The following is a 25,559-nucleotide window of genomic DNA, read 5'->3' as shown; positions in this document are numbered from 1 at the left end:
TCAGCCCATCAAGCAATCATTTTAATTCAACCACGGGCTATCCCGTATTGCCCACCTCGGGGAGATGAGCCATTTTCTCCCCGACGGGGTGAAGCTGTGCTCGTGTCCTCGGGATTCATTATTTATGAGGACCTCATCATGCAAACCACCCAATTAGCGGTAAACCCGGAAAAACTAATCAACAATCTGCGCTTCAGCTTTACCCAGTCCACTACGGTATTGGGCGAGCTGATGCAAAATGCCCGGCGTGCCGGTGCCACGTTTGTCAGTTTCGAGTATGTCGAAGACTCTCGAACCCTGACGGTGTGTGACGATGGCTGCGGCATTGACTCACTGCACACCCTGCTGACCGTCTCCGAGTCTGGTTGGGATGCCGAGTTAATCGAACGTGAACATGCGTTTGGCGTTGGCTTTTTGTCAGCGCTGTTCGCCTGCGAAACCATCAGGGTTGACAGCAAAGGCGGTCGATTTTCAGCGAATAGCGCCGAGCTATTGGCATTTCAACCGATTGTGATCGAACCGGCTGACTGGAAGGGTATCACCCGTTTAACACTGAGCCAATTTAAACCCGAAGCTGACAGGATTGAATCCCAACTGCGTCGTTTGGCGTTGGGATTTCCAATCGAGGTGCGCGTCAACGGTGTCAGCCTCGAGCGGTCGCGAGCAGTCTCCTCAACATTACCGTTCATCGAGACCGAACTCGGTAAGCTAAACTTGTATGGCTTGTCTCAAGGCGGAGACTGGTTGCGGAATACGGACGCTTTTCATCTGTATCTGCAAGGCTTGCCGGTTTATCACAGCCATCAGGAGCGTGACCTTGGTCATGTCATCCACCTGGACCCCAGCCGGTTTTTGGCGCGTCTGCCGGACCGGGACAAGTTGATCGATGAAGCGCAGGTGATCGCCGAGGTCAAACGTGTGTTGCAGCAGGAAGCCCACAATCGACTGGTAACCCTGAAAGGCGAATTATCGGCTGAAGACTTTGTCGAAGGCTATGACACGCTGAAAATCTACCACTGTCTAGATTTACTGAATGATGTGCCGCTATTGCCGAAACAAGCCTTGGCCACCATCCAGGATTATCCAATCAAAGAAGGCTGCTGCAACGTCAATTTGGCGATGAATGCTAACGCGGTTAGTCGAAGCGATGTGGAAAGCGGACTTGTCAAAATTGCCGAGCTAGATGATCTTGAGGATGTTGGAGCTTTGCGTTGGATGTTTGCCTGGCACAGGGATTACTGGGTGTTTCGTCCAGGCTTGGATCACGGGCATTGGCTATTCCAGTATTTGATCGATTTGAATACCCCGGCTATTACACTGGATGCTATTGGCGAAAAGCACAGTGCCTATTTTGAAGGGCAATGGGTCAGCGGTCAGGCGGTATTTTGCGAGCAGTATCGATTAACCATGAATGGCGAGTCCGTCGACATCGATAACGATGCAGTGTATGACGAAGACCAGAATTGCTTCATCGTCCCCAGCAAGGAAGCCACGGGAATGGTGGTGGGTCAGGCATCGTCCTACCATGACGAATGGGATACCTATATGGAAGCGGCCAAGGAAGCGGACGAATGGGATTTTCAGAACTTCGTGGTCGCCAATACGGCCGACCAAGCGGCGGACGCTTTGCAACGGCTGCTGCCGAGCTTTGGCAGTTGTCCGGCGCTGTTTTCCAGAGTGTTTCAAGTGGCGCTGGGTGATAGCGGCGAAGTCGTCAGTGTTGCGGAAATTCAGGCAAACGGCGTCATGAACGGACAAGCCTGCCATAGTCATCAACACCCTTAACATACTGGATTTTAGTGCTTGCTGATTTACCAAGGGCTTGAGCGGGCTGAGGCTGAACCACATGAGGCCAGCGGATAGTCCGTGACCATTCACTAGAAAGTAACAATTCACATTGATGGCACCCGGCATGAATGCCGGGTGCCATTGATTAACTACCCTGCCGGGACAATCCCACCCCGGCAGGGGCTGGCGTGTCTCCGGTTTTCATGATGACAGGAGAAAACCCATGTTATTCCTTCGAGGGACGAATAATCGTTACCGTGTGGCTGATGAAGACGATGTGATCTTCGAGGCCATCCAGATTTACAACCGCACCTTCAGTAAAGGCGAGGCCCTGACCAGTGCGGATAAAGCCAAGGACTGTATCAAGTTGAAACTGGCGCCGTTCGAACACGAGGTGTTTATGTGTCTGTTTTTGGACAACCAACACCGACTCATCGCCTGTGAAGAATTATTCAGAGGCACCATTGACGGGGCCAGCGTGTATCCGCGCGAAGTAGTCAAATCGGCACTACTGCATAACGCGGCGGCGCTGATCATGGCCCACAACCACCCATCCGGCATCAGCGAACCCAGCCAGGCGGACAAAGTGATTACCGAGAAACTGAAAGCCGCCTTGGCTTTGATCGACATCCGGGTGCTCGATCATTTCATCGTCGGTGAATCGGTGTACTCCTTCGCCGAGCACGGCTTGTTGTAACGGGCCGTTGTCGCGTGGGTCGAAAAAAAACTGTTTTAGGCCAAGGCCCTAAGCGACCTTGCTATTCGGAACTAACTAACTAAACAAAACTTTTTTCTGAAAAAACACCCTGTTTTGGCCCGTGATGGGCGCCAAAACAGGGTAATTTTTTTCTTTAGTTAGTTTGTTGTTTTTGCCAGCAAGTCAGCCAGCGGGTTTTGATCATCAACGGTCCGCATCCACTGCGCTAGCCAGAACGTTGCACGGTATGAAATCGAGATACCACTGCGTAGGTATGGGCTTCCAAGGTTTGAAACAAACCCTAATAGTATGGCGAGAGGACATGCCACAACCGCATCGAGACTGGGATGTCATTTCGATGCCACCATTCATTTTTTGGAGCTCCAACCCATGTTCGATAACGACAACAACCCTAAAAAAGATAAATTTGCCCATCTTAAAGCGATTGCAGCGGGTGAATTGCTTACCAAGCAACCAACGCCCTGGCAACACGAGGTCAATAACCCGCTAATTGGTATCATCCTGGGCTTCAGCGAGTTTCATCATGACCGCTTTGGACCGCAGCGAACGGTGATCGTCGAACGGGAAAACGGCGAAGTCGTATCGGCGTTTATGAATACCTATATCGCGAACGGCATGAAACAACAAAACGCTCAGCCCGGCGACTTGGTACTGATCCAGCTACTGGGGAAAGCCAAGAGCCAGCAAGGTAACCAGTACAACGAGTTTCAACTACATGTAGAGAAAGCGAACTATTAAGCGGCACACAAGGCACTGGCATAAAGCCAGTGCCTTGTGAATGCTGTATTTGTTGGTTAGCAAAAAGCTTCTAGGGTCTTGTTGAATGCTGGCTAACGGCCATTACCGGCCGGTAACGACGTCCGCGTAATTTTTCGTCGCTCACGTCAGCGAACGACCGCTTTTTGGCGAGCAATCTTGCATCGCCGTCGGCTCGACCCGGCCAACAGGAGTCACTGATGCCGGATTTACAACTGACGGCATACGGTTGAAAGCAGTCATTAAGCCAAAGCCATTAATCAATAACTGCACGCTATATATCTGTAGCCTAAGGCTTTTAGTCAAATTGAACAATCGACTCAACCTCCGGCAGCTCAGCCAGTTTTACCAGAAAATCCTTATGGTGCTTATGGGCGTTGCAATAACTTAAAGTCAGGCTCACTTTTTTCTCCTCACTTGTTTCGACCTGGCCCATGCTATGGAGCAGTTGATAATTATCAAGGATATGGTCGATTTTGACAGCGGTTTTACCGCCTCTAGGATCGTAAATCATTTTAATTTGGCGATGAACGCAGGGGCCAATATAACGGCTTTCCACTCTTGTAACGACTGTCTGAATTATAAGCAATAACAAACTTAACGCTAACCCTGCACCACCCAATCCGGCTCCAATAACCATGCCGATGGCGGCAGTCGTCCAGATAAGGGCGGCGGATGTCAAGCCACGCACACCGCTGCTACCCTGGAGGATGGCACCTGCGCCTAAAAAGCCAACGCCGGTGACGATTTGGGCAGCCACACGGCCACTTTCACCAGAGCTGCTTTCTAACACGGGCGATATCAGTGTGAACACCGTAGACCCTAGACAAATCAAGATCATGGTGCGAAGTCCCGCTGGTTTAAGTTTACGCTCGCGTTCGGTACCGATCAGTGAACCGCACAGCACTGAAACTGCTATTAAGGCGATTTCCAACCAGGGATGGGGCAAAAATTGCTGCCAATCATTTGTTAGCCAGTACATGTGTTGCAACCTCGATTATAAAAAATATCCCAAGCACCTATTTTCAGACTTACAAAAAATCTGGATGCCAAAGAGCAAATACACTTTTGGTCTATTCAAAGTTTGAAATTAAACTATTTTTAAACATTTTTTCGACCCTGTTGTCGCGGTGCCAAAAGGGGTGCGGCTGACAGTAAGGCGTAAGCGTTTAGCAAAAGGGCGAATCTGATTTTTTGTCAGACATCGCCCTGTTTTCAATTAGCTGTATTCAGCTTTTAACCGGGCTTGGACAGGCGTGGAAAGAACTCCTGCCGCCACGATGACAATCGCCAAGCCTAAATGTAGCCAGCGGTCAGGCCCGTTAATATGGATAAAACCCAGCAACATGTCGCCTGGCCAAACAAAGCCTAATAAGGCCACCAAGCCATAAAAATACCCTGAATAAAGCACAAAGCGTTTTTCTTGGCCTGGATAATTATGACACCCAACAAAAAAACCACTCCGGTGATTAAATGCACTTGGTTATGCGCCCAGTTTGCTTGAAAAAAACCGGATTCGGAAGCAATGGGATTTTCCACAAAGCCCATCAAACCGACGACAACGAACGTTAAGCCAAAAATAATGGCCACTAATTTTGCATTGAACAGGGTTCTTCTCCGTTATAGGGTTTTTAAATCGACCACAGGAAAATCGATAGCGGTCAAAGCGGTTTCGTTGAAATAATTGGTAAACGTATTCAAAGCGACGTGGGACAGAATTTCGATAATTTCTTCCTCAGTAAAGCCCTCCGCGCGGACAGCTATTAAATCGTCATCACTGACTTTGCCCCGTTGTTCCAGCAAAGCGCGGGCAAAGCTGATCGCCGCTTGGGTTTTGCCATCGCTGGAATGGCCTTTGCTATTGGCAACCAATTCGGTTCTATCAACACCGGCTTTACCCCCCAAGAAAACATGGGCGGAAGCACAATAATTACAGCCGTTAAAACCAGCCACGGTGACCGCCAATTGTTCCCTCAGTTTTTTGTCCAGTACGCCGCTGCTTAACGCGGTGTTGAAGTTAAGATAAGCTTCCAATGCTGCCGGGGCATTGGCAAACGTGGTGAAAATATTTGGCGTCGAGCCCATCGCTTTTTTAACGCCATCTAACAATTCTTTGGCTTTGCCTTCGGCGTGGGTAACTGCTTTGATTCTTTGCATGGTAAATTCCTAATTAAAGTTAAGCGTGATAAGTAAACCGATAAGTTTACTTGCTGCAAAGTGTAAACCGATCTGTTTATCTTGTCAACTAAATTGTAAACTTATCTGTTTACTTTTTATGGGCATTTGTTAAGCTACGTTCACCCACACTAATAATGCGAACTATGACTAACGAAATTGAAGCGGTACCTAAAAAATCCATTAAACGTTTACAAATTATCCAGGCAGCCTTCAAGCTGTTTACCGAAAATGGCTTTTATGCCACCGGCGTAGATTTGATCATGCGCCAGGCTAATGTCTCCAAACGCACGATGTACATTTATTTTCCGACCAAAAACGATTTGATCGTCGCCGTGCTGGAATTTTACCGTGCCAATTACGATCAGGGTTTAACTGATTTGTTAGCCAGAAATGACTTAAGCAGCCGCGAAAAAATAATAGCCATTTTTGAAGATGCGGGTAACTGGTTTGAGAACAGGCAGTTTCACGGTTGTTTGGCGGTCAATGCGATGGGCGAGTTTTCCGGCAAAGATCCTAAGATAGAAAATGCCTGCCTTGTATTTAAAACGTGGGAGCTGGATGTTTTCCGTGAGTTAACCAAGGGGCTTCCTGTCATGTATCCAAATGATTTGGCTTTTAAACTGCTGGTGTTGCTGGAAGGCATGGGGGCAATTGCCCAAGTGATGAAAAAGCCTTGTCCAATTGATATAAAACAAATGGTCAATGACCTAATGGATGGTCACTGCGTTGCTTAAGGAAGCGAGTTATGGCGGGGTTTGAATCATTACTTTATGAAGTGCGCTCTTGCATACTCTGTTCAGAACATTTACCGCTAGGTCCGCGTCCTGTCCTCCAATTGCATCCTGATGCAAAGATTTTGGTGGCAGGCCAAGCACCCGGGCGAAAAGTCCATGAATCCGGAGTGCCGTTTTCAGACGCCAGCGGTGATCGGCTTAGGGATTGGTTGGGCTTAAACAGTGAAACTTTCTATGACCCACAACAAGTCGCCATTCTGCCGATGGGTTTTTGCTTTCCCGGCACGGGCAAATCGGGTGATCTTCCACCAAGACCGGAATGCGCCACCCAATGGCGTGGGGATTTGTTGGGGCTGCTGCCAAACCTAAGTCTGACCCTGGTCATTGGTCAGTATGCACAAGGGTATCATTTGCCGAATGCCAGTAAATCAGTAACAGCAACTGTTCAAAATTGGCGCGAGCATTGGCCTGGCGTAGTGCCGTTGCCGCACCCCAGCCCACGCAATAATCTGTGGTTACGCAGAAATCCGTGGTTTACAATTGAGCTGCTTCCGGCTCTGCGAATTCTTATTAGAGAAGTACTCGAAAGGCCCAGCTTCCGCTGATGGATCGGCAGATCGATCCAGTTGGCTGTCTTAAATTGACTGGCAGCTATCCGAGGGGAACCTGACGGTCAATTATTGAGATCCGATGGCCGGTTTGGGTCGGCTGCACTCAGTGGCGACTGGCAGCTTTCGGGAATCAGAATTTAATGACAGCTTTCCGGCAAGGAATCAGATGAGCTGTCAGTCGAATCACGACCCGTTGCCGCCGTTCAGCATCCAAAAACCCATCCGACCGTTCTTGCTGTATAACCAGTCACAAAGGTAATTTTTTACACCAAATATTCATTCAAAAATTGGTTCGGTCAGCTAGCGGCGTAAAACTCATTCTTTCATGACAAGGCTCAAAAATCAGATAATCTTTCTAAGTCTCAAATCGTTTATTCATTTTCAAACCTCAAGAATCATGGACTTTAATCAAATTCGTTATTTTCTGGCCCTTTCCAACACTTTAAACTTTACCAAAGCGGCGGAGCGATGCTATGTCACTCAACCCGCGCTAACCCAGGCGATCAAGCGTTTGGAAGCAGAATTGGGCGGCGATTTGATTGCGCGTAATGGTCGCGAAACCGAACTGACGGAACTGGGAAAATCTTTAAGAAGTTATTTCGAGCAAATCGAACGTACTCAGCACATGGTCAGAAGGACGGCCAAGGCAGTGGTCAACGGAGAAACCTCAGAGCTCAATATTGGCGTGATGTGCACCATCGGGCCGAACATGATCGGCGATTTATTGGGTACATTTCAGATGAATCACCCCAGGGTCAAGCTTATACTGCACGATGTCGTTCACGAGAGTATTCCGGGTTTATTGCTCAGCGGCGCTATCGACGGCGCTTTCTACGCGCGCCACGGACCGGCTAATCCGAGACTGGAGCACGTCGAGCTGTTTAACGAGGAAATGGCAATTACCTTTCCGCAAGGCCATCCCTTTGCTCGGGAAAGCGAAGTCTCCGTGCGCAGTATCGCGGCCGAGCGGTATATCGAGCGATTACATTGCGAATTTGGTAAGGAATTTCGCGAATTGTTTTCGGTTCAAGGATTGAATCTCAACGTTGTATTTCAGTGCGAGCGCGAAGATTGGATTCAAAGTCTGATTCGCATCGGCATGGGCGTAGCGGTGATTCCTCGTTATTCGGTATTACAACCCGGCCTGGACTGCAAGCCGGTCACCGATCCCAAGTTAACACGCGTCGTCGAGTTTGTCGTACCCATGGATCAAACGCGGAAACCGGCATTGACCTACTTCATGAACGAGATTAATAGCCATCAATGGCCCAAGGCATAGATCCGCATTTAAATTTTAACCTTCGCAAACCGCTTTTAATTCGGCGCATTTCAAACCATAAGCACGGCTTATCGTTCTTCAACAAATCCCTATTTCTCAAAACCATTTCTCCGCATTAGAGTGTTGCCGAAGTCAGAAAAATTAACCTTTTCCCTTTTCGGCAAGCGATCCTTGGAGGCGGGCGATGGCAGCGAATATCTCAAACGAACAAGTATTCATAATCCACTGTCTGACAAAACTGCAACGGGCGGTTACCCAATATGGAGCGACCGAACGACCGTTCGAAAACGAATTTTGGGATAACAAAGCCGAAGGTATTTATGTGGATATCGTCAGCGGCGAGCCGCTTTTCGATTCATTACATAAATACGATTCGGGCACCGGTTGGCCAAGCTTTTTTCTGACATTAGCGCCAAAAAATATCACACAGAAAGAGGATCGAAGTTGGTTTGGAGTTAGCCGAGTCGAAGTACGTTCTGCGCAAGGTAATTCTCATCTCGGCCACGTATTTTCCGATGGTCCCAAGCCCACGGGATTGCGTTATTGCATCAACTCTGCCGCCCTGCGCTTTGTACCAAGAGCGGAACTTGCTGCGCAAGGTTATGGCGAGTTTGAGACATTGTTTCAACAGCAATACGGTCACTAATTAATTTATTTCGGGTGTTCAAAAGCAAAAACAATTGGGCTGACACAGCTCAAACCATCACAACCAGGATAAAAGAAGATGAAACAGCAAAACCGATTCGTAAAAAGCAGTTTAGTTATGGGTGTTGTCGCTTTGGCGTTGGGTTCGAACCCAGTCATGGCGGAAAAGTACTTCACGATCAAGGACGGAAAATTGGAACGGCCGACCGGATACCGGGAATGGGTATATGTTGGTACACCCTTGACGCCCAATGACATGAATAACGGCAAAGCGACGTTTCCCGAGTTTCACCACGTCTACGTTGACCCGGACAGTTGGGCTCACTACAAGAAAACCGGAACATTTCCCGAGGGTACTATCACCATCAAAGAAATGACGTCAGTCGGTTCGAAAACGGCCGTTAGCGGCAACGGTTATTTCAGCGGCGAATTTGCCGGTCTGGAGGCAACCATAAAAAGCAAAAAATACTTCCCGAATGAACCGGGCAATTGGGCGTTTTTTTCATTCAGCACAGAAGATCACAAAACAATTAAAAAGACGGCAGAAGCCCTGCCAACAGCAGCGTGCAATGCATGCCACGCAGCTTCAGCAGCGGACGACTTCGTTTTTACTCAATACTATCCAATTTTGAAATTTGGAAAGGGTAAAGGCAAAGCCGCAACCGGCGGTTATCAGGATGTATTAGAACCAGCACCATACAAATAAAACAGGACTGAAGTTCGCTACTCGAAAAGTGTAATTGGGAGAACCCAATTGCATTTCTCGGGCTGCGTCAGGGTGATCCGAATATGCTGGCCAACATTGCTTTGACGGGGCGGCAGACTATTAGCTTTGCCTCGAATGACCGGAATGTTCTTCGCAACCTACTTTTCCTTCTAGTCAGAACGCTGCCGTAAACAAAGAGCATTTGGCCCTAACTGTGCACATGACGCCAATAGTAGATTCGGCAAACGAGCAACACTTTGGTTGCGCCCTTGTCGGATAGCGTCCTTGGCACCATTCTGAACGACCCATAACTTAGTCAGGAATTCAAAATGAAAAAAGAAATATTGCTTAACAGGAACCTATGGATATTGTCGGTCTTGATTTATTCATCGGTATTTTCCATTTTATATGCCGATGAAAACTCCGGAAAAAACACAACGATATATACACTTACCAACGACCCTGTTGTCAATGGCAACGCAGTAGCCGCCTACCGGCAAAATGCGGATGGCAGTCTGGCGCCTTTGCCGGGCTCGCCTTTTTTAACCGGTGGCATGGGCTGGAAAACCAAGTTTGTGCTACCACATTTCGGCCCTTTCGATCTGGATCAGGCCATTACGCTAAGTCCCGATAAAAAACGATTGTTTGCGGTGAATGGCGGTTCGGACACCGTTGCCGTTTTCGATGTTTCTGACGACGGATCTTTAAAACCCGTCCCGGGTTCACCGTTTCCTTCGGGAGGCAAAAATCCAGTCAGTATTGGCTACGCGGGTGATTACCTGGTCGTGGTCAACAAAAACGAGGATCCCGGTCGCGACATGGCAGCCAGCAAACCCAACTATAGCGTGCATAAAATTACCGAGAATGGCGCTCTGATGCCGGTTCCGGAGGGCAAAGTGGAATTGGCAACGGCATCGCGTTCACCCACGCAAGCGTTGATCGTGAACAACCGGTTTGTTTACGACGGGGATTTCGGCAGCTTTTACCTGCCAGCGCGCGAGGCAATGTGGGGTAAGTTGCTGAATAAACAAAAACCTTCCACGATTCGTGTATTACAGCTATCCGAAGACGGAAAATTATCGCTGCTGCAAGAGTTGGAAGCCCCTAAAGGCATTTTTGAAGGCGGTCTTGATACCAACAAAGACGGCAAACCGGATCCGTTGATGTTCGGTCTGCAATCTCATCCCAAAGAACCCTTAATTTACGTGTCCATGGTAACTGGCGCAAAACTGGGCGTCTTTGAATACGATAATAGCGGTACCCTCAAATTCGTGGATTCAGCTTCTAACAGCGGTGAGCTCATTTGTTGGGTAGCTATCAATAAGGCTGGTACCCGTGCGTATACGACAAACAACGGTTCGGATACGGTATCGGTTTACGATTTGAGCGATCCCAGGCACCCAAAAGAAATTCAACACATGGATTTGAGGGGTTATGGAGCGCCTTACCAACTTGCGCTCAGTCCCGACGAAAAATACCTCTATACGGTAAAACATCGTACTTTCGATAAAACGCCCGTCGGTGACGGTGGCACGCTGAATGTCGTCGAAATCGGCGCGGAAGGCAGGATTACCGAAAACAAATATTCACCCTATAACATCCCTAATAAAGGAGATCTGTTGGCTCGCCCTCTTGGTATTGCGACCCGATGATGAATAGCCCCCGCATGGTTTCATGCGGGACAACGTTGCAATTCCCTCTATATACCCGGTAACCAAGGAATAAAACCATGCGAAGAAATATAAAAGCTCGATATTTAATGGTCGTAACGGCTGTGCTGTCATTAATAGGCATGTCGTTAACCCACGCTGAAGGGAATACGGCAAACGCATCAGCGAATTTTTCCCCTTATGTGGATGAGACCGGCCGGATTAGGTTACCGACCGACTTTCGAAGAACTATGGTGCACCTCGGTTCGTGGCATGTACCTGAAGGCGACGCCAGCGGTTTTCATGATGTTTATGCCGATGGCAAAGCGGTTGATGAATTCCGTAAAACCGGAAAATTTCCTGACGGTGCCGCCATTGTCAAAGAGTTACGGGCATCGACCGCAGGCAATTACACGACTGGTACAGGTGTTAGCTATGCCAACAACACCATCAAACAGTGGTTTGTGATGATTAAAGATAGGCAAGGGCGTTTTCCTAAAAACACTAGTTGGGGCGACGGTTGGGGCTGGGCTTTGGTTAAGAATGACGGCACTAATATCAATGTATCGGCAAATTACAAAAAGGACTGTATCAGTTGCCATACACCCGTCAAAGATAAAGATTGGATATATGTCGAAGGTTACCCAACGCTTTTTCCTAAGAAGTGATCTTGACTCTTTACCATAAACATATAGCGATAATTAATGGTTCTTGCCTGAAAGAACAGAAGCAAATCTTTCTATCAGGCTGTTTCTTGCTGTCGCTTTACAGCGTGGAAGCGGCGGCGGATTATCACGTGGAACTATCAAGCCGAGCGTTTTATACCGATGATGTCGCACTTTTTACCGTTACGCGACAACTTTCCTTGCTTGATGACCCCACACAGCCGCTGAAAATCTTGGAAACGGAGCGTCAGCGAAGTGAAGATTTTTAGTCCCCGATAGCCGTAGCGCCGGGCGGGTTTTCGTAGCGAAGCGGAGAAAACCTGCAAGGCATCGCGACACGGCGTCAAGTCATGCGAGAGCCTAAGTTTCGACCCCTTGTTGGGTCGGAGCGAGGTGACGCGGACGAATCGGGGCGCCGAAGGCATAAGCGGTCGCGTAATTTTTGCCGATTTTTTCCTGCTGGGAAGCTCGAAAAAATCTTTCGGCAAAAATAGCGACTCCCCGGCAGCGGTGGACAGACCTTCGGGGCGATCGGATTTTGTATACGAACCGACGGCGTCAGTATTGCTGGATTTGCCGGAAAATTTCGGCGATACAACTTTTTTTGCCGAAGCGGGTGGCTATGTGTTTGCCGAAAACACCGACTTTACCCACGCAAATTTTCAAACTGCCGTCAGTCGTCAATTCGAATCGGCGACGACGGTGAGTGCGATTTATCGTTTCGTTCCAGATCGCTTGCTAGGTTTCAACATGGTTGAACAAGAATTCGGCGACGCCATCGAAGGAAACGAAAGTTTGACCTCTCACATTTGGTCAATCCACGTGGAGCAGGAACTGACGGCTTGGCTCGCAATGCATGTGTTGGGTCGCTACGGCTTGCGCGACTACGATGGCGTATTCAAGCATCGCAGCACCGACTTGTGGACGTTGGGTGCGCATTTCGCAATCGAATTAACGGCGGATACCGAACTGTTTTTAGGGTATCACTTTGAAGTTGGCAATGCCCGCAATCAGCGCTCAATCGCATTAAACGACGACGCTTCTTATCAGACTCACTATGCATCGATCGAAATAGAGACCAAGTTGAGCGAGAAAATAAAATTGGCAGTAGATTTCGACTTCGAAAAAAATTGCTACACCACAATGAATCGGCTGGACGAACACTTTGACAATCCAGAGGAAATCTTTTTGGGCGGCATAGAACTGCGCTATGCCTTAAGTAAGGAGTCGCTGGTTACGCTTGGTTTGGAACATGGTAACCGCCAGAAGCGAAATGAGTTCATTGGTTTCCATAACAACAACCTTTGGCTGGGGATTTCTCATAACTTTTAACCGATGACTACAAAATATGAAGTTGTTTAGCTTTTTCATTAAAGACGGACGCCTGAACATCCCTTGGTGGTTGTGGCTTATTCAAGGCGTCTTCGTCGTCATCGTCGGGTTTGTGTTTTCATTGGCAAGCATATTCAATTCCACGGTTGCTATATTGTCGGTCGCAGACTTTTCCTGGTTACCCGTAATCGGCATATTGATTATGTTACTTGGCGCGTTTGAATGTATTGACGCAGTTTTTTCGTTAGAAGTATGCGATTTTATGCAACGTATGAATGCCGGCGCTTTGGACCTCATCTTCGGTACGTTATTAATATTTGGTATTTCAGATACACCGGATCGGTTGAGTTTAATGATCGCGCTTTATTTGTTAACGCGTAGCGTACTTCAGGCCGTTTTCGCAATAAAATTAAAAATTTCGCAACTAGGCTTTAACCTGTTCATCAGCGCGGTTTCATTTGTTTTGGGTTTGATGGTTTGGCTTCAATGGCCTACGAGCGAAAGCTGGTTCTTTTCTTTTGGACTCAGTACCAACTTAGTTTTCCGCGGATTGCTGATGATTTACTTGAGCATTTATATCCGCCGTAAAATGTCGCCGGCCTATAGGTAATAGATGTTCCTTCATCTGGATTGATTACACTGCGTGATTGCGACACGACATCCTCTATTTATATCAATGCAGTAGCCAACAAGGGTGGTAGAAGCGTTACTGCCTAGCGAGCTTATTGCTGCAGTGATTTTTTATAGGAAAAATCAATATGGCGTATGGCTCATTCTTTTTGCCCGCATATGACTATTCACTACCATTGAATGCCGAGTATCTGAAACAGATTTTACCTTTAATCAACCAATACAATATTGCGGCCTATCCGATTAACTATGCCATTTGTTACGAATACATAACCGGCAAAAACGCTACGTTGACCAAAGCATTCAGCTTGTTATTCCAAGAAGGCAAACCCTTCACTCAAGCCGTTAGTCTGGAGTTTTACGGCAAATATATTTGTAATGCTTCGCTCGAATCGTTCGAAAATCTCAATCATCAATTTCAGAAGGTCATCGACCAAGCGACTTGTGCTATTAGCGATACTTATAACAGGGTCGAAGAAACCAACGACAATTTTCAGAAAAAATCGACCCTTCTGGAAAATCTTTCCGAAACGGTCGATATTCGAGTCTTGTTACGGGAGATTATTCAGGAAACCCAGTCTTTGGCGCTCACCAGCTAAACTATGCAAACCAAGCTCCTAGGAGCCGGCCACGAGATAGAACAGTTGCGATCGGAATTGAGTCAGTTGCAACGAATAGCTAAAACCGACGGCTTGACCGGATTATTGAATAGGCGCGCGTTCGATCAAACATTGGAACATTTAGTGGATCAGGAAGTCAGCGAAGCTCCTGTTTATGGATATCGATCGATCCAAAGGTATCAATGACAGCTACGGCCATATTATCCTTGACAATGTGATCAAGTTTATCGCTTCGTTAATGTGTCAGTTTGCCTTTCCTTACCACCATGTGGCCAGATACGGTGGTGAGGAACTGGCTATCATCATGCCGGATACGACGCTCGAAGAGGCACGGGAAATTTGTGAAAATATCCGAGCCGCCATGGAAAAAAGTCATTTGCGGCGCAAAGCAAACAACGAAGTGCTAGGTATCGTCACCATCTCCATTGGTGTTGCTCGGTTGCAGTGTGGTGAGAACGTGGAAAACTTTATTATCCGCGCCGATAAATCGCTGTATCAGGCAAAGGAAAATGGTCGTAATCGAGTTGTGTGTTGATTTCTTACCATAAGATAAAGATGTCAGAAAATGATGTTGAAGCAGTCATTCAAAACGCTATTTTTTATATTTTCCGGAAGGCAGGTAATGGCCGATAGGTTGAGGCCACCAACGTCTGCTTTATAGCCCAACAGTTGGAAGAATCTGTATTTCACTGAATGACCGTTTTGGAGAAACTCGATAGACGGGTTTGGGTCGCTATGAACCGATCAACGTAAAATCAGCCTAGTGCAAGCGTCAGGTGAAGATCGGGGCGGTCGTCAGTTTCGCAGGTCGGCGCGAACAAAGCCAGTGAAATTGGATCAGCCCCGACACACCCCTAAAAAAGCAACCTAACAGCAATTCATGCATGGTAGTTTTTACAGCACATCCTGGTATGACTCTTCAATGATCTTCAAAGCATATGCAAGATCATTTGCTGACTTAACGTATATACGGCGATCCATTGTCCAGTTGTAAGAATCTGAAACCTTTTCAACTTTGCTATCTGGGTCGTTGTACTCAATGGGTCTCAAATGAACTTTCAATTGATTTTTTCCGATATGGATTTCCGCAAAATTCTTCGTTACGCGGTACGCGACGTATAGGGTTGTAGCCTTTTCCGTGATATTTTCATCAAGTTCGAAAATTCTTGCTCTAAGGTCTTCGAAATGCTCTTTGGTGCTTGGAGAAGCTTTTTTTGTGAGTTCTTCGATAGTGGTGTCAATTGTTGTCTTTTCCACCGGAACGTCTGAACTCGTCTTGGACTTTTGCTCGCTTACTCCCAGTGGCTCTAGGCTGAATATGCCACCTTCGTAGTTTCGGTATTTGAAGAGCTCGATTCGCATTGGAATGACTTCAACTGTGTCGATATCGAATTTGCTGTACGCCTCAGCGACACATACGACTCTAGGATTTTTCCAATCAATCTCGATTTTCTGGGCTACTTCCGCCCCCAATTTCTTGATAACTAACATTTCAAAAAACTCGACTTTTTGGGCTTGCAACCACCTTAGATACGAAAGGCCTTGATTTATGACGTTATCGTTTTTATTACGTTTGTATTCAATTATTACCGGAGCACCCGTGTAGTCGACGGCAAGTGTGTCAATTCGACCACCAAATGTCGTCGTATACTCAGTGGCAAGAAAATGCATCCCGAGTAGTTCATCAAGATTCTGCTCAACTAAAGTTTGTAGTTCCTTCTCTTTGCTAAAGGGCTGAGACGACAACTTCTTGAGTTTGCCACTCTGAGTGGTAAATACTGGCATTGTTTCTCCTAAAGCGCCAATGTATCGCTAACTGGGCGAAGTACAGAAAACTGAAAAAGTAAGTCGCATTATAGCCGCGTTGCGGCCTTTTACTGAGGTACGTAACGGGGCGATCTGAGCCAAGCAAGGGTGCCGGTTTTAAAATCGGCGCTATGCGGGAGTTGTTGACAGATTGTGTGTGGACTATTTCCATGTCGTCAGTTTCGCCGGCCGGCGCGAAAAAGCCGGTGAAGGTGGCAAAGGCGGTGGCCGGTCGAAAACACCACCTTTAGGGTTTTGTATTATATGTTATTAATAATATATTCCCATCAAGCCCATATTTACTCACATAACCATTTGGCGATGAGACGCAGCAAACGTTTATCCCCGATTCGGTGTTGAAGAAATCGCAGCAGCCAGTCATGGTTCATGCCATCAAAGAACTTCCGGATACCCGCACGAGTACCCGCGCATCACTCGGGGCCGAGACGGTTGGCTAGACCTTATCTCGTGGAGGACTTTCACCTCCTATCCTTTGCCAGCTTATCCTGGCGCACGCAGCTTAGGGTCGAAATTCGTCTGTCAGTTTATTTACAGCTAAACAGTGCCTTAACTTAGCAGGCTCTTCTGACGACGGACTCGAAAGTTTAGTTTAGACGTCAATGGCTCATTTGATGCTGAGAAAGCAACAGACACAAAAAAAGCCCCTACAGTCATCAACGGTAGAGGCTATTGAGTGTTGCGGCTAGGAGGAGCCGCGAAATACAACGAGGAGGTTACAACACAAAAATCAAATGCGAGCAGGCACCGCCACATTCAAGTTACTCGCTAGCGATGCGGCACCAAACAACAGCGTGGAGAGGATGAATTGACCGGACATAAAGCTCAGTACACCGGTGACAAAAAACAATCCGGTTGTGACATCTTTGTATAAGCTTTTTGGAGTATTCATCTATTTCACCTTTGTCTATGTTGGTCGCTTTGTAAGTACGGTTTAACTATAAACCTATTCGGAGAATAAACAATAAGGCTGATATTGTATGATTTGTTTCTATTATAGAAACAATTGGCCAGGCCTTTTGCGATAGCCCACGCAGCATTAAATTGATTCCATGCCTATACTGAACGACTTATGCCGTTACTGTTTTAGCCACTAACGACCTACCATGACCAAATCTGAATTGATTGCCGCAATTGCCAATAAACAGCCGCATCTACCGCACAAAGATGTTGAGCTTGCGATAAAAAATATTCTGGATGTCTTAACCACCGCCTTAGCCAATGGCGAACGGATTGAGATTCGCGGCTTTGGCGGCTTTTCAACGACGCATCGCGATCCGCGTATTGGCCGAAATCCGAAAACCGGTGAAATGGTTAGTGTTCCTGGACGACGCTTTTTGCATTTTAAACCTGGGCTTTTTTTGCGTGACAAGGTGAACGCATCACGCGAACGTTACAAAACCATCAAAGACGCCTAGTCTCCTTCAGGCAAAAAAAATCCAGCACGTCGCTGGATTTGAGGGAGGAAGTTATTGCATTGAACATCTCTGCAATGGTCAACACAATATCAGTTTTTTCTAATATTAAGAATGCGACATAGTGTCACACGCCTTAAGTGGACATAGTCGTACCGTGTGTTTTTTGCTGCGGCACCGACTTGCAAACATTCGCTTGGGGCATCATATCCATTGCCGTCTCTAACATAATACCGATTCAGGAGAATTGACCATGTCCAATTTAATTTATGCGGCAGCCATACCGCCGCTGATCAAAAGCTTGACCAATTTACGCGCCATCTTAGAAAAGGCTATCGCCTATGCAGAAGCCAAGAAGATTGATCCTGCAGTATTGGTTTCTGCACGTCTTTATCCGGATATGTATCCACTATCCCGACAAGTGCAAATTGCCACCGATGTTGCTAAAGGTGCTGCTTCACGATTAGCGGGCACAGAGCCGCCAAAATACGAAGACAACGAAACGACATTCCCAGAGTTGTTAGCACGACTGGATAAAACCATCGCGCTGTTGCAATCGTTGTCACCAGAGCAAATTAACGGCAGCGAAGACAAAACGATTCTATTGCCGTTACACGATAGAAGTATGGAATTTAAAGGACTGACGTATCTAACGGACTTTGTGCTACCGAATGTGTATTTTCACGTCACGACCACCTATGCGATTTTGCGCCATAACGGCGTTGAGATTGGTAAGAAGGATTTCCTGGGTGAAATTTAACGGTTGATACAGAATACAGCTGTCGCTTGTGATTGAAAGTGGCAGCTACATTTGATGCCGATGTTTAATGTGACTGCCTATCGGCTCTTACGTGATTGCCAACTAAATTCAAACCCGCAGTCGGTTTTATCCCCAAATCCTGTGGACAACCCTGTGACAAAGCCGTGACAACACGACCTAAGTAACCGTCAGGCAAGCAGGAAGGTCAAGTTGACTGAAGTTTGGTCAGCGCTGAGTCACGAGATACAACCACCGAGCAAGGTCGTTGAGGCGGTTGACTGGCTCATGCTATTCTTGAACGATGCAGGGCGTTAGGTGTCTGCCGGCGTGGAGGAAGATTAATTGATCAAGTTTCATTTTTGCCTTGGCATAGCAATATGGAATATGTTTGGGTTGCACAATAATGACAGCGAATTGCTGTCAGCTTGCGACACTTGAATTCATCCCGATGATGCCAGCGGCATAATCATCAGAGTGTTTGGGAAAGAGTTGCGAGATGGCGAAGATCAATAGCCCAGCAGGTTCAAAATGTTCGGCAGAAACCACTGAAAGGCCGATTGATCAAAGGGTTGCCGCACTCCAAAGGGAGGCGCGCAAACACAGGGGTAGGCATTTGCCTGCTGCCGTTATCTGCTTACAAGAGGCTGCTAAGTTGATGCGACAGCATCCCAGTTATTATCCACTGGAGCAGTGGCTATGCTTACCGATGCTTCTCCAGCAAGCGCGACGGTTTGATGAAGCTATCGAGGAGTTTCACCGGCTGTTGGATGAAACTGAAGAGCGGATCAAGAATGAGTGTTCCCGTCAGAAACCTGCAATCGTTCAAAAGTTTGTTCACCTAAGTTATTTCCAGATATACGGCAAAATGAGTTTGGCCTGTAACCACCAAAAACTGGTCAATCAAGCGAAGCAATATGCTTTGTTGGCCGATCAGCACTATCTGGCGTTTTTGGATCAATCAGTTGATTCGTGCTTCTTTCGAAAATCATGCGCAGGTTACACCTTCAAGGACTTTTAGCTGATCACCCTGATTGGCGCCAATCAGAGCGTAGCAATTTGCTTACTTAATACAGTTAGCACACCTGAACACATCGTTCGTCATCATGCCGTGGATTATTCACCCAGTCGCTGACTGGCGTAGTTGTCATATCAGTATAGGCAGCATCATTGAGTAACCTGAGGGCTTTCTCCGCATCGGCTGTTTTATCCAGCCATTGATGATAGTGGCCAGGAGAAATGATTACTGGCATTCTGTCATGAATCGGTTGCATCAGCTCGTTAGCTGCGGCGGTGATGATCGTACAGGAATACAGCGTTTCGGCTTCGTGCTGCCATTGTTCCCAAAGCCCGGCAAAAGCAAATAATTGCTGATCGGTTCGATGAATGTGGAAAGCCTGTTTGCCGTTAAGGCGCTCCCATTCGAAAAACCCGTTTGCGGGTATCAGGCAACGTCGATGCTTGAAGGCTGAGCGAAACGACGGCTTTTCTTGCACGGTTTCCATCCGGGCGTTGATCAGGTGCGAACTATTTTTTTTGTCCTTGGCCCGGGACGGTACGAGTCCCCAAAATAGATTCACGGCTTTGCGTGAACCATCTTCCAGCTCAACGATGTTCAAAATCTTCTGACCGGGAGCAATGTTGTAGCTTGGTTGGAATTTCACCGAACGCAGCAGTTGAAAGTGCTCAACAATCTGTTCGGCGCTTGCTGTCAAACTGTAACGGCCACACATGCAGATAGGCACTCCAAACCCGAAATAAGAACAAATGTAGAACAAAATAAAATCTGGCGGTAGACTACCCATCCCAAGATTTCAGTCTATCGCCAATATGCCTGTCACGCCATTTTCCATCATTAATCATGATGTTGTTCTGCCATTCGGCGATCAATGCGATGTCACGCTGTTTAAACCTGCAGAACCGTTATCGCGGCTGTCATTGCCGTTATTTACCAGCAAAGTACCGGCGGGCTTTCCGTCGCCTGCCAACGACTATATCGAGAAAAACCTGGATTTGAACGAGTTGATGATTCAAAACCCGGCCGCTACGTTTTTTGCTCGTGCCCAAGGTTATTCGATGATCAACGCCGGTATTTTGCCGGGCGACATATTGGTGATCAATCGCGCCTTGGAGGCGCTGCCGGATTCTATTGTCGTTTGTGTCTTGAATGATGAGTTTACGGTTAAACGGTTGGTGCATGATAACGGCCAGTGGCAACTACAAGCAGAGAACCCCGACTATCCGCCGATTGAACTAAAGGAAGACAGCGAGATGCAAGTCTGGGGTGTGGTCACGCATGCCATTCATAGCTTTAGCTGATGGCAGTCAATCCCCGTTTGATCAGTTTGATCGACGCCAACAATTTTTACGTTTCTTGTGAACGGGTATTTCGACCTGACCTGATCGGCAAACCGGTCGCCGTACTCTCCAATAATGACGGCTGTATCGTCAGTCGGAGCCAGGAAATTAAAGACATCGGGGTGAAAATGGGTGTGCCGGCGTTCCAGATTCAGCATCTGGTCAAGCATCATAACATCCAACTCCTATCCTCGAATTATGGGCTTTACGCCGACCTCAGTGCCCGAGTGATGTCGGTTTTAGAAACCTTCGCGCCCAGTATCGAAATATATTCCATTGACGAGGCGTTTCTGGATTTCACCGATCTTTACCCGTGCACAAAAGACCCTATCGCTTACGGCCAGCAGATCAAAAAAACGGTATTACGCCATACCGGCATTCCGGTCTGTGTTGGGATGGGCCCGACTAAAACCTTAGCCAAACTGGCCAACTTTGCCGCCAAGAAATGGAAACAGACCGGCGGCGTCCTGGATTTGTCAGACATCCAGCGACGGGAAAAGCTGATGAAAATCGTCCCGGTTGGTGAAGTCTGGGGCATCGGTCGCCAATTATCCAAGCAACTCAATCAACTGGGCATTCAAACCGTCTGGGATTTAGCCCAACAATCGCCGCAGAAAATGCAGCAGCAATTCAGCGTCGTCATGGCTCGAACCATCATGGAACTCAACGGTATTGCCTGTTTGGAGTTGGAAGAAATAGCACCCAACAAACAGCAAATCATTTGTTCGCGCAGCTTCAGTCGAAAATTAACCACGCTTCCAGAACTGACCCCGGCGATGGCCGAGTTCGCCAGCCGAGCCGCCGAAAAACTAAGGCAGCAACACTCGGTTACCGGTTGCGTGACGGCATTTATTCGCACCAACCCCTTCGCCGAACACGAACCGCAATATAAACGCTCAGCCAGTTACACACTGGACCAACCCAGTCAGGACAGCCGCATCATCACCCGCATTGTGCTGCGCTTGCTGGAAGACATATACCGGCCCGGCTATGGCTACCAAAAATGCGGCGTCCAGCTCAACCAGATACAAGCGCAAACGGCGCCCGGTCAGTTCGACTTATTCGAGTTTGCCGATAACCAGCTGCCCAGCGAAAACCGGCCCCTGATGCAAACCGTTGATCAAATCAATCGACGCTTTCCCAAAGGCATCGCCATTGCCGCCACCAAAATAGACCAAACCTGGAAGCCCAAAGCAGAACGACTTTCGCAACGCTATACCACCGACTGGCGGGAGTTGATGACAGTGCATTGTAAGTAACGAGCGTGTCACTGGGTTTCTAAAGCTAGCTTAGAAACTATTGACAAACACTAAATTGCGCATTTATTCTATAAGCGAATCACATCACCTGTCAGCTATCGCTGCGAGTAGTCTTAATACAAAGAGATGGAAAATACCTGATTTGTAAGGTTTGGCAACCTTTGCTACTCATTACTACTACATTGTAGTTACTGATGTTTACCGGGAGGTTTAGGCATATTGCCCACCTCGGACCGTATACATAAGGCCCCGCATTGAACGGATGTCATACGGCATTAACCCTTAATCAAGGTAATGCTTATGCCTATTAAAAATTCAAACATTAAACAAGAATCTTTGGCTGTTCATAAACAGCTGTCCTATGAACAACTGGTCGCCGCTTGGTTTTCAAGCGATGGTTGGGAAGTTTTGGTTCCGGCGATAGATCACGGCAAAAAAACCGATTTGGTGGTTGCAGACGACACCAATTTCTATCGCATACAAGTGAAAACTGTTGAGTCGAGCAATGATTCGATCACGGTTGAAAACAAGTGGAAAGGTGCCAAAATCGATTATGTGATTTATTTTTCACGAACTGCGGAATGGGGTTATATTGCTCCCGCATTCAGTGAAAATAGAAAACGATTGAACTCCCCTGATCACATCCGTTTTCACAATCACCCTGTGAACTTTCTGAAAGCGTTCAGGAAAGTTTAGTACAGCAGTAAACCCAATAAATGCATACCTCGGCTTTTAAAGCTTGGGGTGTGCCATATTCCAGCAATCACTAGCATTTAACAATTATCACAAGTTAAATTGTCCCTGCAAAATTGTCGCTACCAGCAGCGGAGTATTGAAAGACAGGCTGGCTATTTCTCCCAACCCTCCCGCATCAACGTTCCAAAATCGCGTTGCGATAAAACATTGGAACAATCCCGCCAATCCTTGTCTGAAGCGGCTAGGTGGGCGTTGTAACGTAAGTCAAAGCCGGTCGCGCGTTTCTGAGCATCGATGTACTGGTCCATTTTTTCATCGAGCGTTTCGATGTCTTCTATCCAGTCATCTTTGATGGTATCCGGCAAGGAGCCGAATAGGTTGAATTTATCCCGCATCCGTTCGGACAGACGTTCGTAGACTTTTTCATCAACCGTTTGCTCATTAACCAAATTCAGCATATCCACGTTATCGCGGACCTGACCGAAACGTTTGATTCGACCAATCCGCTGCTCAAGTTTGGTTGGATTCCAGGGTAGATCGATATTGATCAACGTGCCCAATGTTTGCAGGTTCAAGCCTTCACAGGCAGCGTCAGTAGCCACCATAAGTCTGATTTCGTGCTCAGCAACTTTAACCTTAAGGGTTTCGCGTTCAATACCGACACTATCACCACTTTGATATAAACGGCTGCGTCCGGCTCCGGCGTATAGCCCGATAGCTTCATTCGGAAACCGTGCGGCCAATCCATCGGCTAACCATCTCGCAGTGTCGTAATATTGGCTGAATATGATGCAACCGTGCTCCAACCAGCCTTCGTTGATCAAAAAATGTAAAACGGCCTCAAATTTGGGGTCGCTATCGATTTGCTTAAGACGATGAAGTAACTGTTCCAACGCGGCGCGCTCTTCATCAGTTTGCAGGGCTACGTCTTCCTCAATGTCGTCAAATTCTTCGTGTAAGGTAACGCCTTTAAGCAAGGCCATAGCGGTATTGATACCGGCCACCAAGCTAGAGCAGATGCGTTGCTGCATCAGGTTTTTCATGAAGCCACCACCTTTGCCGCGTTTACCCAAAACCTTCCCGAATAGTCTGGCTTGATTATAGGCTTCACGAAAATGCTCATCGGTACGAACCGCTAAACCTTCAAACAAGGCATTAAAGGCATGAATATCTTTAACTCTCTTGCCATCGGGATGCACGTCAACGCCAACCCGTTTCAGTAGTCCAGCATCTTCAAGCGTCGTGCGCTTGCGAAGTACCACATGGCGGACAAATGGATTTTCTCGTTGAAAGAAAGGCGCATTCGCCACGCGACGATCCAACTCAATCTCGAAATCCTGGCGAGTGCCAATGTCCAAATCAGCCAATTTGCCAGCCTCAAACTGTCTCGGATTCAATCCTAAGTCTTGCCGAATTGCACTGTATAACTGACGCACTGGACTATCGGCAGTGGAATTGACCGGAGGTAATGGTGAGCGCAACAGCTCCCAAGCATCTGCTAATTCCAATACCTCCTGTTCACCGGATAGAATCGGCAACACTTCATCCGGCTTGTGCCATCGCGCGTAATCATTACCCAAGACGAAATTGCCTTTGCCCTGATGCAGCACACGTACCAAATCCCATAAATCTTCTGGCGTGGTCTGAATTGGCGTGGCAGTACCGAGTAATACATGATCAGATCGCGCGGCGATAGCGGAAATAAAGCCAAGTAGTTCATTCGGGTCACCGGCATTATCACCAAAGCCTTGGCGAGTGCGGGCTTTGTGCGCCTCATCCAAAATCACCAAGCCATAATTCAAATCCAGCAAATGCCGCTTTTCATTAGAATCGCGCATCATCAGGCCGGTCGAGACAATACCGATGCGTAACGGACAAACTGCAATATGTTCGGCACCCGTCGGCGAAATGGGCCGCTCATCTATATCCAGCCAAATTTTCTTAGTGGTTTGCCAACGAGCAGTCGGAATACCCAACTTATCCATCAACTCGGTTTGCCATTGCTCACAGAGTGTGGCCGGCGCAAAGATGATGACCGGTTTACGCCGGCGCTTTTCCTTTTCGATCAACAAGCACAAAGCTAAAGCGGCGGTTGCCAAGGATAAGGTTTTCCCCAAGCCCACTTCGTCCGCCAATAACAGCCTGACACATCCATAATCACGATAATGCTTGAGACATTCCGTGACGAAACCTTGCTGCCAGGGTTGTAAGCACAAACCTTCACGATAGAGCGGCGATTCGATTAACGCTGCCGGGGCAATGTTGTCATCGTCGGCAACATCATCCAGTAAAATTTCATGGCGACGACTGCGGCGGCGAACTTCCTTGCAGACTGCCTCTGGGAGGGGCTTCGCGGCATTCCACAAATAATCAAACTCTGCCTCAATCCAGGCAACGCCCTCCGGAGAATCATCTTCCCAAAGGATTTCGTAATGATGTTGCCAGCCGCTACGGGTTTCGTTCATCGAACCGATAAACCCAAGCTTTCGGCCATCAGCGCACTCAATCACCCCTGCCTTGCCATGCACGAAACCGCAAACGCTATCGGGCGCAACACGGATAACTTGCCCGTGTTTTTGCAAAAAGGCATCCAAACGCCGATAGCGATCACGATTCAGCAACGCTTCAGCTTCGATAGCGTTGGCATTCCAACGGCCTAGCATTTTGGATTCACGCAGTTGTGCAACTTTTAGATCATCGGGGTGAATATCAACGTTACAGACGATTTTGACATCGGGGATTTGTTCCAGCCATTCATGCGCCACTTCAAACAGTGAACTTGTGAAATAACCGGCAATGCGACGGTAGCTGAGAGCACCTTTCAATTGTTCGGCTAGGAAGCTTTGATCGAGACGGTGGGTGCGGGAAGAAAAGCGGCGAAGGGTCATGATCAGTTAGTCATGAGTATGTGTTAATGAAGTTGCGCAATAAAAATTAGT

The 25,559-nt window shown here is 47.6% G+C and carries 29 protein-coding genes; 21 read left to right on the top strand and 8 right to left on the bottom strand.

Features of this window, described 5'->3' with window-relative positions; all coding sequences use genetic code 11:
* Window positions 1-138: 138 nt before the first annotated feature.
* The 3 genes from QLH52_RS12205 to QLH52_RS12195 all read left to right on the top strand — a co-directional run bounded on the left by QLH52_RS12205 (window position 139) and on the right by QLH52_RS12195 (window position 3,244).
* Entirely contained in the window at window positions 139-1,785 is a 1,647-nt protein-coding gene (locus QLH52_RS12205) for an ATP-binding protein (protein ID WP_319961740.1), read from the top strand.
* A 226-nt stretch (window positions 1,786-2,011) separates the two neighbouring features.
* Window positions 2,012-2,485: a RadC family protein gene (radC, locus tag QLH52_RS12200; protein ID WP_319961739.1), complete on the top strand. Its 474-nt coding sequence runs from the start codon at window positions 2,012-2,014 to the stop codon at window positions 2,483-2,485.
* Window positions 2,486-2,875: 390 nt separating this feature from the next.
* Window positions 2,876-3,244, top strand: coding sequence for a hypothetical protein (locus QLH52_RS12195; RefSeq protein ID WP_319961738.1), 369 nt, complete (start codon window positions 2,876-2,878; stop codon window positions 3,242-3,244).
* A 316-nt stretch (window positions 3,245-3,560) separates the two neighbouring features.
* On the opposite strand, the gene QLH52_RS12190 is transcribed toward QLH52_RS12195, so the two are convergent.
* From QLH52_RS12190 to QLH52_RS12180, 4 genes are all read right to left on the bottom strand, one after another.
* Complete coding sequence (locus tag QLH52_RS12190) at window positions 3,561-4,244, bottom strand: MgtC/SapB family protein (RefSeq protein ID WP_026603655.1); 684 nt, start codon at window positions 4,242-4,244, stop codon at window positions 3,561-3,563.
* Window positions 4,245-4,481: 237 nt separating this feature from the next.
* A complete protein-coding gene (locus tag QLH52_RS24610; protein ID WP_425257436.1) occupies window positions 4,482-4,643 on the bottom strand; it encodes a DUF4383 domain-containing protein in 162 nt (53 codons plus the stop codon).
* Window positions 4,631-4,852 carry a hypothetical protein gene (locus QLH52_RS12185; RefSeq protein ID WP_026603656.1) on the bottom strand — a complete coding sequence of 74 codons (222 nt, stop codon included), beginning with the start codon at window positions 4,850-4,852 and terminating at the stop codon, window positions 4,631-4,633. The genes QLH52_RS24610 and QLH52_RS12185 overlap by 13 nt, the downstream gene beginning before the upstream one ends.
* A 30-nt stretch (window positions 4,853-4,882) precedes the next feature.
* On the bottom strand, window positions 4,883-5,419 hold the full coding sequence (locus QLH52_RS12180; protein WP_026603657.1) for a carboxymuconolactone decarboxylase family protein: 537 nt from the start codon (window positions 5,417-5,419) through the stop codon (window positions 4,883-4,885).
* A 164-nt stretch (window positions 5,420-5,583) separates the two neighbouring features.
* Here QLH52_RS12180 and QLH52_RS12175 point away from each other — a divergent pair, with 164 nt between their 5' ends.
* The 12 genes from QLH52_RS12175 to QLH52_RS12120 all read left to right on the top strand — a co-directional run bounded on the left by QLH52_RS12175 (window position 5,584) and on the right by QLH52_RS12120 (window position 14,846).
* Entirely contained in the window at window positions 5,584-6,174 is a 591-nt protein-coding gene (locus tag QLH52_RS12175) for a TetR/AcrR family transcriptional regulator (protein WP_026603658.1), read from the top strand.
* An 11-nt stretch (window positions 6,175-6,185) separates the two neighbouring features.
* On the top strand, window positions 6,186-6,779 hold the full coding sequence (locus QLH52_RS12170; RefSeq protein WP_081733853.1) for a uracil-DNA glycosylase family protein: 594 nt from the start codon (window positions 6,186-6,188) through the stop codon (window positions 6,777-6,779).
* A 403-nt stretch (window positions 6,780-7,182) separates the two neighbouring features.
* Complete coding sequence (locus QLH52_RS12165; RefSeq protein WP_319961737.1) at window positions 7,183-8,064, top strand: LysR family transcriptional regulator; 882 nt, start codon at window positions 7,183-7,185, stop codon at window positions 8,062-8,064.
* A 184-nt stretch (window positions 8,065-8,248) separates the two neighbouring features.
* Window positions 8,249-8,710 carry a peptide-methionine (R)-S-oxide reductase MsrB gene (gene msrB / locus QLH52_RS12160; RefSeq protein ID WP_319961736.1) on the top strand — a complete coding sequence of 154 codons (462 nt, stop codon included), beginning with the start codon at window positions 8,249-8,251 and terminating at the stop codon, window positions 8,708-8,710.
* A 78-nt stretch (window positions 8,711-8,788) separates the two neighbouring features.
* Window positions 8,789-9,415 carry a cytochrome P460 family protein gene (locus tag QLH52_RS12155; protein ID WP_319961735.1) on the top strand — a complete coding sequence of 209 codons (627 nt, stop codon included), beginning with the start codon at window positions 8,789-8,791 and terminating at the stop codon, window positions 9,413-9,415.
* Window positions 9,416-9,744: 329 nt separating this feature from the next.
* Window positions 9,745-11,067 carry a hypothetical protein gene (locus tag QLH52_RS12150; protein ID WP_319961734.1) on the top strand — a complete coding sequence of 441 codons (1,323 nt, stop codon included), beginning with the start codon at window positions 9,745-9,747 and terminating at the stop codon, window positions 11,065-11,067.
* A 77-nt stretch (window positions 11,068-11,144) separates the two neighbouring features.
* Window positions 11,145-11,732, top strand: a complete 588-nt coding sequence (locus QLH52_RS12145; protein ID WP_319961733.1) for a cytochrome P460 family protein — start codon at window positions 11,145-11,147, stop codon at window positions 11,730-11,732.
* A gap of 2 nt (window positions 11,733-11,734) precedes the next feature.
* Complete coding sequence (locus tag QLH52_RS12140) at window positions 11,735-11,998, top strand: hypothetical protein (RefSeq protein WP_319961732.1); 264 nt, start codon at window positions 11,735-11,737, stop codon at window positions 11,996-11,998.
* Window positions 11,999-12,293: 295 nt separating this feature from the next.
* Window positions 12,294-13,061 carry a hypothetical protein gene (locus QLH52_RS12135; RefSeq protein ID WP_319961731.1) on the top strand — a complete coding sequence of 256 codons (768 nt, stop codon included), beginning with the start codon at window positions 12,294-12,296 and terminating at the stop codon, window positions 13,059-13,061.
* 16 nt (window positions 13,062-13,077) lie between these two features.
* Window positions 13,078-13,671 (top strand): hypothetical protein, encoded by a 594-nt coding sequence (locus tag QLH52_RS12130; RefSeq protein WP_319961730.1) that lies wholly within the window; start codon window positions 13,078-13,080, stop codon window positions 13,669-13,671.
* Window positions 13,672-13,819: 148 nt separating this feature from the next.
* On the top strand, window positions 13,820-14,290 hold the full coding sequence (locus tag QLH52_RS12125; RefSeq protein ID WP_319961729.1) for a hypothetical protein: 471 nt from the start codon (window positions 13,820-13,822) through the stop codon (window positions 14,288-14,290).
* 175 nt (window positions 14,291-14,465) lie between these two features.
* Window positions 14,466-14,846: a GGDEF domain-containing protein gene (locus QLH52_RS12120; protein ID WP_319961728.1), complete on the top strand. Its 381-nt coding sequence runs from the start codon at window positions 14,466-14,468 to the stop codon at window positions 14,844-14,846.
* Window positions 14,847-15,205: 359 nt separating this feature from the next.
* Here the strand turns inward: QLH52_RS12120 and QLH52_RS12115 are convergent, their stop codons facing one another.
* Window positions 15,206-16,096: a DUF5655 domain-containing protein gene (locus tag QLH52_RS12115; protein ID WP_319961727.1), complete on the bottom strand. Its 891-nt coding sequence runs from the start codon at window positions 16,094-16,096 to the stop codon at window positions 15,206-15,208.
* Between the two features lie 769 nt (window positions 16,097-16,865).
* Complete coding sequence (locus QLH52_RS12105) at window positions 16,866-17,027, bottom strand: hypothetical protein (protein ID WP_319961726.1); 162 nt, start codon at window positions 17,025-17,027, stop codon at window positions 16,866-16,868.
* A 214-nt stretch (window positions 17,028-17,241) separates the two neighbouring features.
* On the opposite strand from QLH52_RS12105, the gene QLH52_RS12100 reads away from it, so the two are divergent.
* From QLH52_RS12100 to QLH52_RS12090, 3 genes are all read left to right on the top strand, one after another.
* Window positions 17,242-17,553 carry an integration host factor subunit beta gene (locus tag QLH52_RS12100; RefSeq protein WP_319961725.1) on the top strand — a complete coding sequence of 104 codons (312 nt, stop codon included), beginning with the start codon at window positions 17,242-17,244 and terminating at the stop codon, window positions 17,551-17,553.
* A 250-nt stretch (window positions 17,554-17,803) separates the two neighbouring features.
* Window positions 17,804-18,310 carry a DUF1993 domain-containing protein gene (locus QLH52_RS12095; RefSeq protein WP_319961724.1) on the top strand — a complete coding sequence of 169 codons (507 nt, stop codon included), beginning with the start codon at window positions 17,804-17,806 and terminating at the stop codon, window positions 18,308-18,310.
* 496 nt (window positions 18,311-18,806) lie between these two features.
* The gene (locus QLH52_RS12090; protein ID WP_319961723.1) at window positions 18,807-19,328 is read left to right on the top strand and encodes a hypothetical protein; all 522 of its coding nucleotides are present in this window, start codon (window positions 18,807-18,809) and stop codon (window positions 19,326-19,328) included.
* Window positions 19,329-19,383: 55 nt separating this feature from the next.
* Here QLH52_RS12090 and QLH52_RS12085 read toward each other — a convergent pair whose 3' ends face one another.
* Complete coding sequence (locus QLH52_RS12085; protein ID WP_319961722.1) at window positions 19,384-20,040, bottom strand: SOS response-associated peptidase; 657 nt, start codon at window positions 20,038-20,040, stop codon at window positions 19,384-19,386.
* 97 nt (window positions 20,041-20,137) lie between these two features.
* Between QLH52_RS12085 and QLH52_RS12080 the strand changes: the two genes are divergently transcribed.
* The 3 genes from QLH52_RS12080 (at window position 20,138) to QLH52_RS12070 (ending at window position 22,620) form a co-directional block, all read left to right on the top strand.
* A complete protein-coding gene (locus tag QLH52_RS12080; RefSeq protein ID WP_319961721.1) occupies window positions 20,138-20,626 on the top strand; it encodes a LexA family protein in 489 nt (162 codons plus the stop codon).
* Entirely contained in the window at window positions 20,626-21,924 is a 1,299-nt protein-coding gene (locus QLH52_RS12075; RefSeq protein WP_319961720.1) for a Y-family DNA polymerase, read from the top strand. The genes QLH52_RS12080 and QLH52_RS12075 overlap by 1 nt, the downstream gene beginning before the upstream one ends.
* Before the next feature lie 300 nt (window positions 21,925-22,224).
* Window positions 22,225-22,620, top strand: coding sequence for a group I intron-associated PD-(D/E)XK endonuclease (locus QLH52_RS12070; protein WP_319961719.1), 396 nt, complete (start codon window positions 22,225-22,227; stop codon window positions 22,618-22,620).
* 152 nt (window positions 22,621-22,772) lie between these two features.
* Here the strand turns inward: QLH52_RS12070 and QLH52_RS12065 are convergent, their stop codons facing one another.
* Complete coding sequence (locus QLH52_RS12065) at window positions 22,773-25,508, bottom strand: phospholipase D-like domain-containing anti-phage protein (RefSeq protein ID WP_319961718.1); 2,736 nt, start codon at window positions 25,506-25,508, stop codon at window positions 22,773-22,775.
* Window positions 25,509-25,559 lie beyond the last annotated feature (51 nt).

The sequence above is a fragment of the Methylomonas defluvii genome (assembly GCF_033949435.1).
In the GTDB taxonomy this organism is placed as follows: domain Bacteria; phylum Pseudomonadota; class Gammaproteobacteria; order Methylococcales; family Methylomonadaceae; genus Methylomonas; species Methylomonas defluvii.
Note: the sequence above shows the minus strand (reverse complement) of the source record. Positions and strands in the feature narration are given on the sequence as shown.

Excerpts from the sequence above, each read along its gene's own strand:
- QLH52_RS12205 (WP_319961740.1), top strand. The coding sequence starts at position 139 with ATGCAAACCACCCAATTAGCGGTAAACCCGGAAAAACTAATCAACAAT.
- radC (WP_319961739.1), top strand. The coding sequence starts at position 2,012 with ATGTTATTCCTTCGAGGGACGAATAATCGTTACCGTGTGGCTGATGAA.
- QLH52_RS12195 (WP_319961738.1), top strand. The coding sequence starts at position 2,876 with ATGTTCGATAACGACAACAACCCTAAAAAAGATAAATTTGCCCATCTT.
- QLH52_RS12190 (WP_026603655.1), bottom strand. The coding sequence starts at position 4,244 with ATGTACTGGCTAACAAATGATTGGCAGCAATTTTTGCCCCATCCCTGG.
- QLH52_RS12180 (WP_026603657.1), bottom strand. The coding sequence starts at position 5,419 with ATGCAAAGAATCAAAGCAGTTACCCACGCCGAAGGCAAAGCCAAAGAA.
- QLH52_RS12175 (WP_026603658.1), top strand. The coding sequence starts at position 5,584 with ATGACTAACGAAATTGAAGCGGTACCTAAAAAATCCATTAAACGTTTA.
- QLH52_RS12170 (WP_081733853.1), top strand. The coding sequence starts at position 6,186 with ATGGCGGGGTTTGAATCATTACTTTATGAAGTGCGCTCTTGCATACTC.
- QLH52_RS12165 (WP_319961737.1), top strand. The coding sequence starts at position 7,183 with ATGGACTTTAATCAAATTCGTTATTTTCTGGCCCTTTCCAACACTTTA.
- msrB (WP_319961736.1), top strand. The coding sequence starts at position 8,249 with ATGGCAGCGAATATCTCAAACGAACAAGTATTCATAATCCACTGTCTG.
- QLH52_RS12155 (WP_319961735.1), top strand. The coding sequence starts at position 8,789 with ATGAAACAGCAAAACCGATTCGTAAAAAGCAGTTTAGTTATGGGTGTT.
- QLH52_RS12150 (WP_319961734.1), top strand. The coding sequence starts at position 9,745 with ATGAAAAAAGAAATATTGCTTAACAGGAACCTATGGATATTGTCGGTC.
- QLH52_RS12145 (WP_319961733.1), top strand. The coding sequence starts at position 11,145 with ATGCGAAGAAATATAAAAGCTCGATATTTAATGGTCGTAACGGCTGTG.
- QLH52_RS12130 (WP_319961730.1), top strand. The coding sequence starts at position 13,078 with ATGAAGTTGTTTAGCTTTTTCATTAAAGACGGACGCCTGAACATCCCT.
- QLH52_RS12125 (WP_319961729.1), top strand. The coding sequence starts at position 13,820 with ATGGCGTATGGCTCATTCTTTTTGCCCGCATATGACTATTCACTACCA.
- QLH52_RS12120 (WP_319961728.1), top strand. The coding sequence starts at position 14,466 with ATGGATATCGATCGATCCAAAGGTATCAATGACAGCTACGGCCATATT.
- QLH52_RS12115 (WP_319961727.1), bottom strand. The coding sequence starts at position 16,096 with ATGCCAGTATTTACCACTCAGAGTGGCAAACTCAAGAAGTTGTCGTCT.
- QLH52_RS12105 (WP_319961726.1), bottom strand. The coding sequence starts at position 17,027 with ATGAATACTCCAAAAAGCTTATACAAAGATGTCACAACCGGATTGTTT.
- QLH52_RS12100 (WP_319961725.1), top strand. The coding sequence starts at position 17,242 with ATGACCAAATCTGAATTGATTGCCGCAATTGCCAATAAACAGCCGCAT.
- QLH52_RS12095 (WP_319961724.1), top strand. The coding sequence starts at position 17,804 with ATGTCCAATTTAATTTATGCGGCAGCCATACCGCCGCTGATCAAAAGC.
- QLH52_RS12090 (WP_319961723.1), top strand. The coding sequence starts at position 18,807 with ATGGCGAAGATCAATAGCCCAGCAGGTTCAAAATGTTCGGCAGAAACC.
- QLH52_RS12085 (WP_319961722.1), bottom strand. The coding sequence starts at position 20,040 with ATGTGTGGCCGTTACAGTTTGACAGCAAGCGCCGAACAGATTGTTGAG.
- QLH52_RS12080 (WP_319961721.1), top strand. The coding sequence starts at position 20,138 with ATGCCTGTCACGCCATTTTCCATCATTAATCATGATGTTGTTCTGCCA.
- QLH52_RS12075 (WP_319961720.1), top strand. The coding sequence starts at position 20,626 with ATGGCAGTCAATCCCCGTTTGATCAGTTTGATCGACGCCAACAATTTT.
- QLH52_RS12070 (WP_319961719.1), top strand. The coding sequence starts at position 22,225 with ATGCCTATTAAAAATTCAAACATTAAACAAGAATCTTTGGCTGTTCAT.
- QLH52_RS12065 (WP_319961718.1), bottom strand. The coding sequence starts at position 25,508 with ATGACCCTTCGCCGCTTTTCTTCCCGCACCCACCGTCTCGATCAAAGC.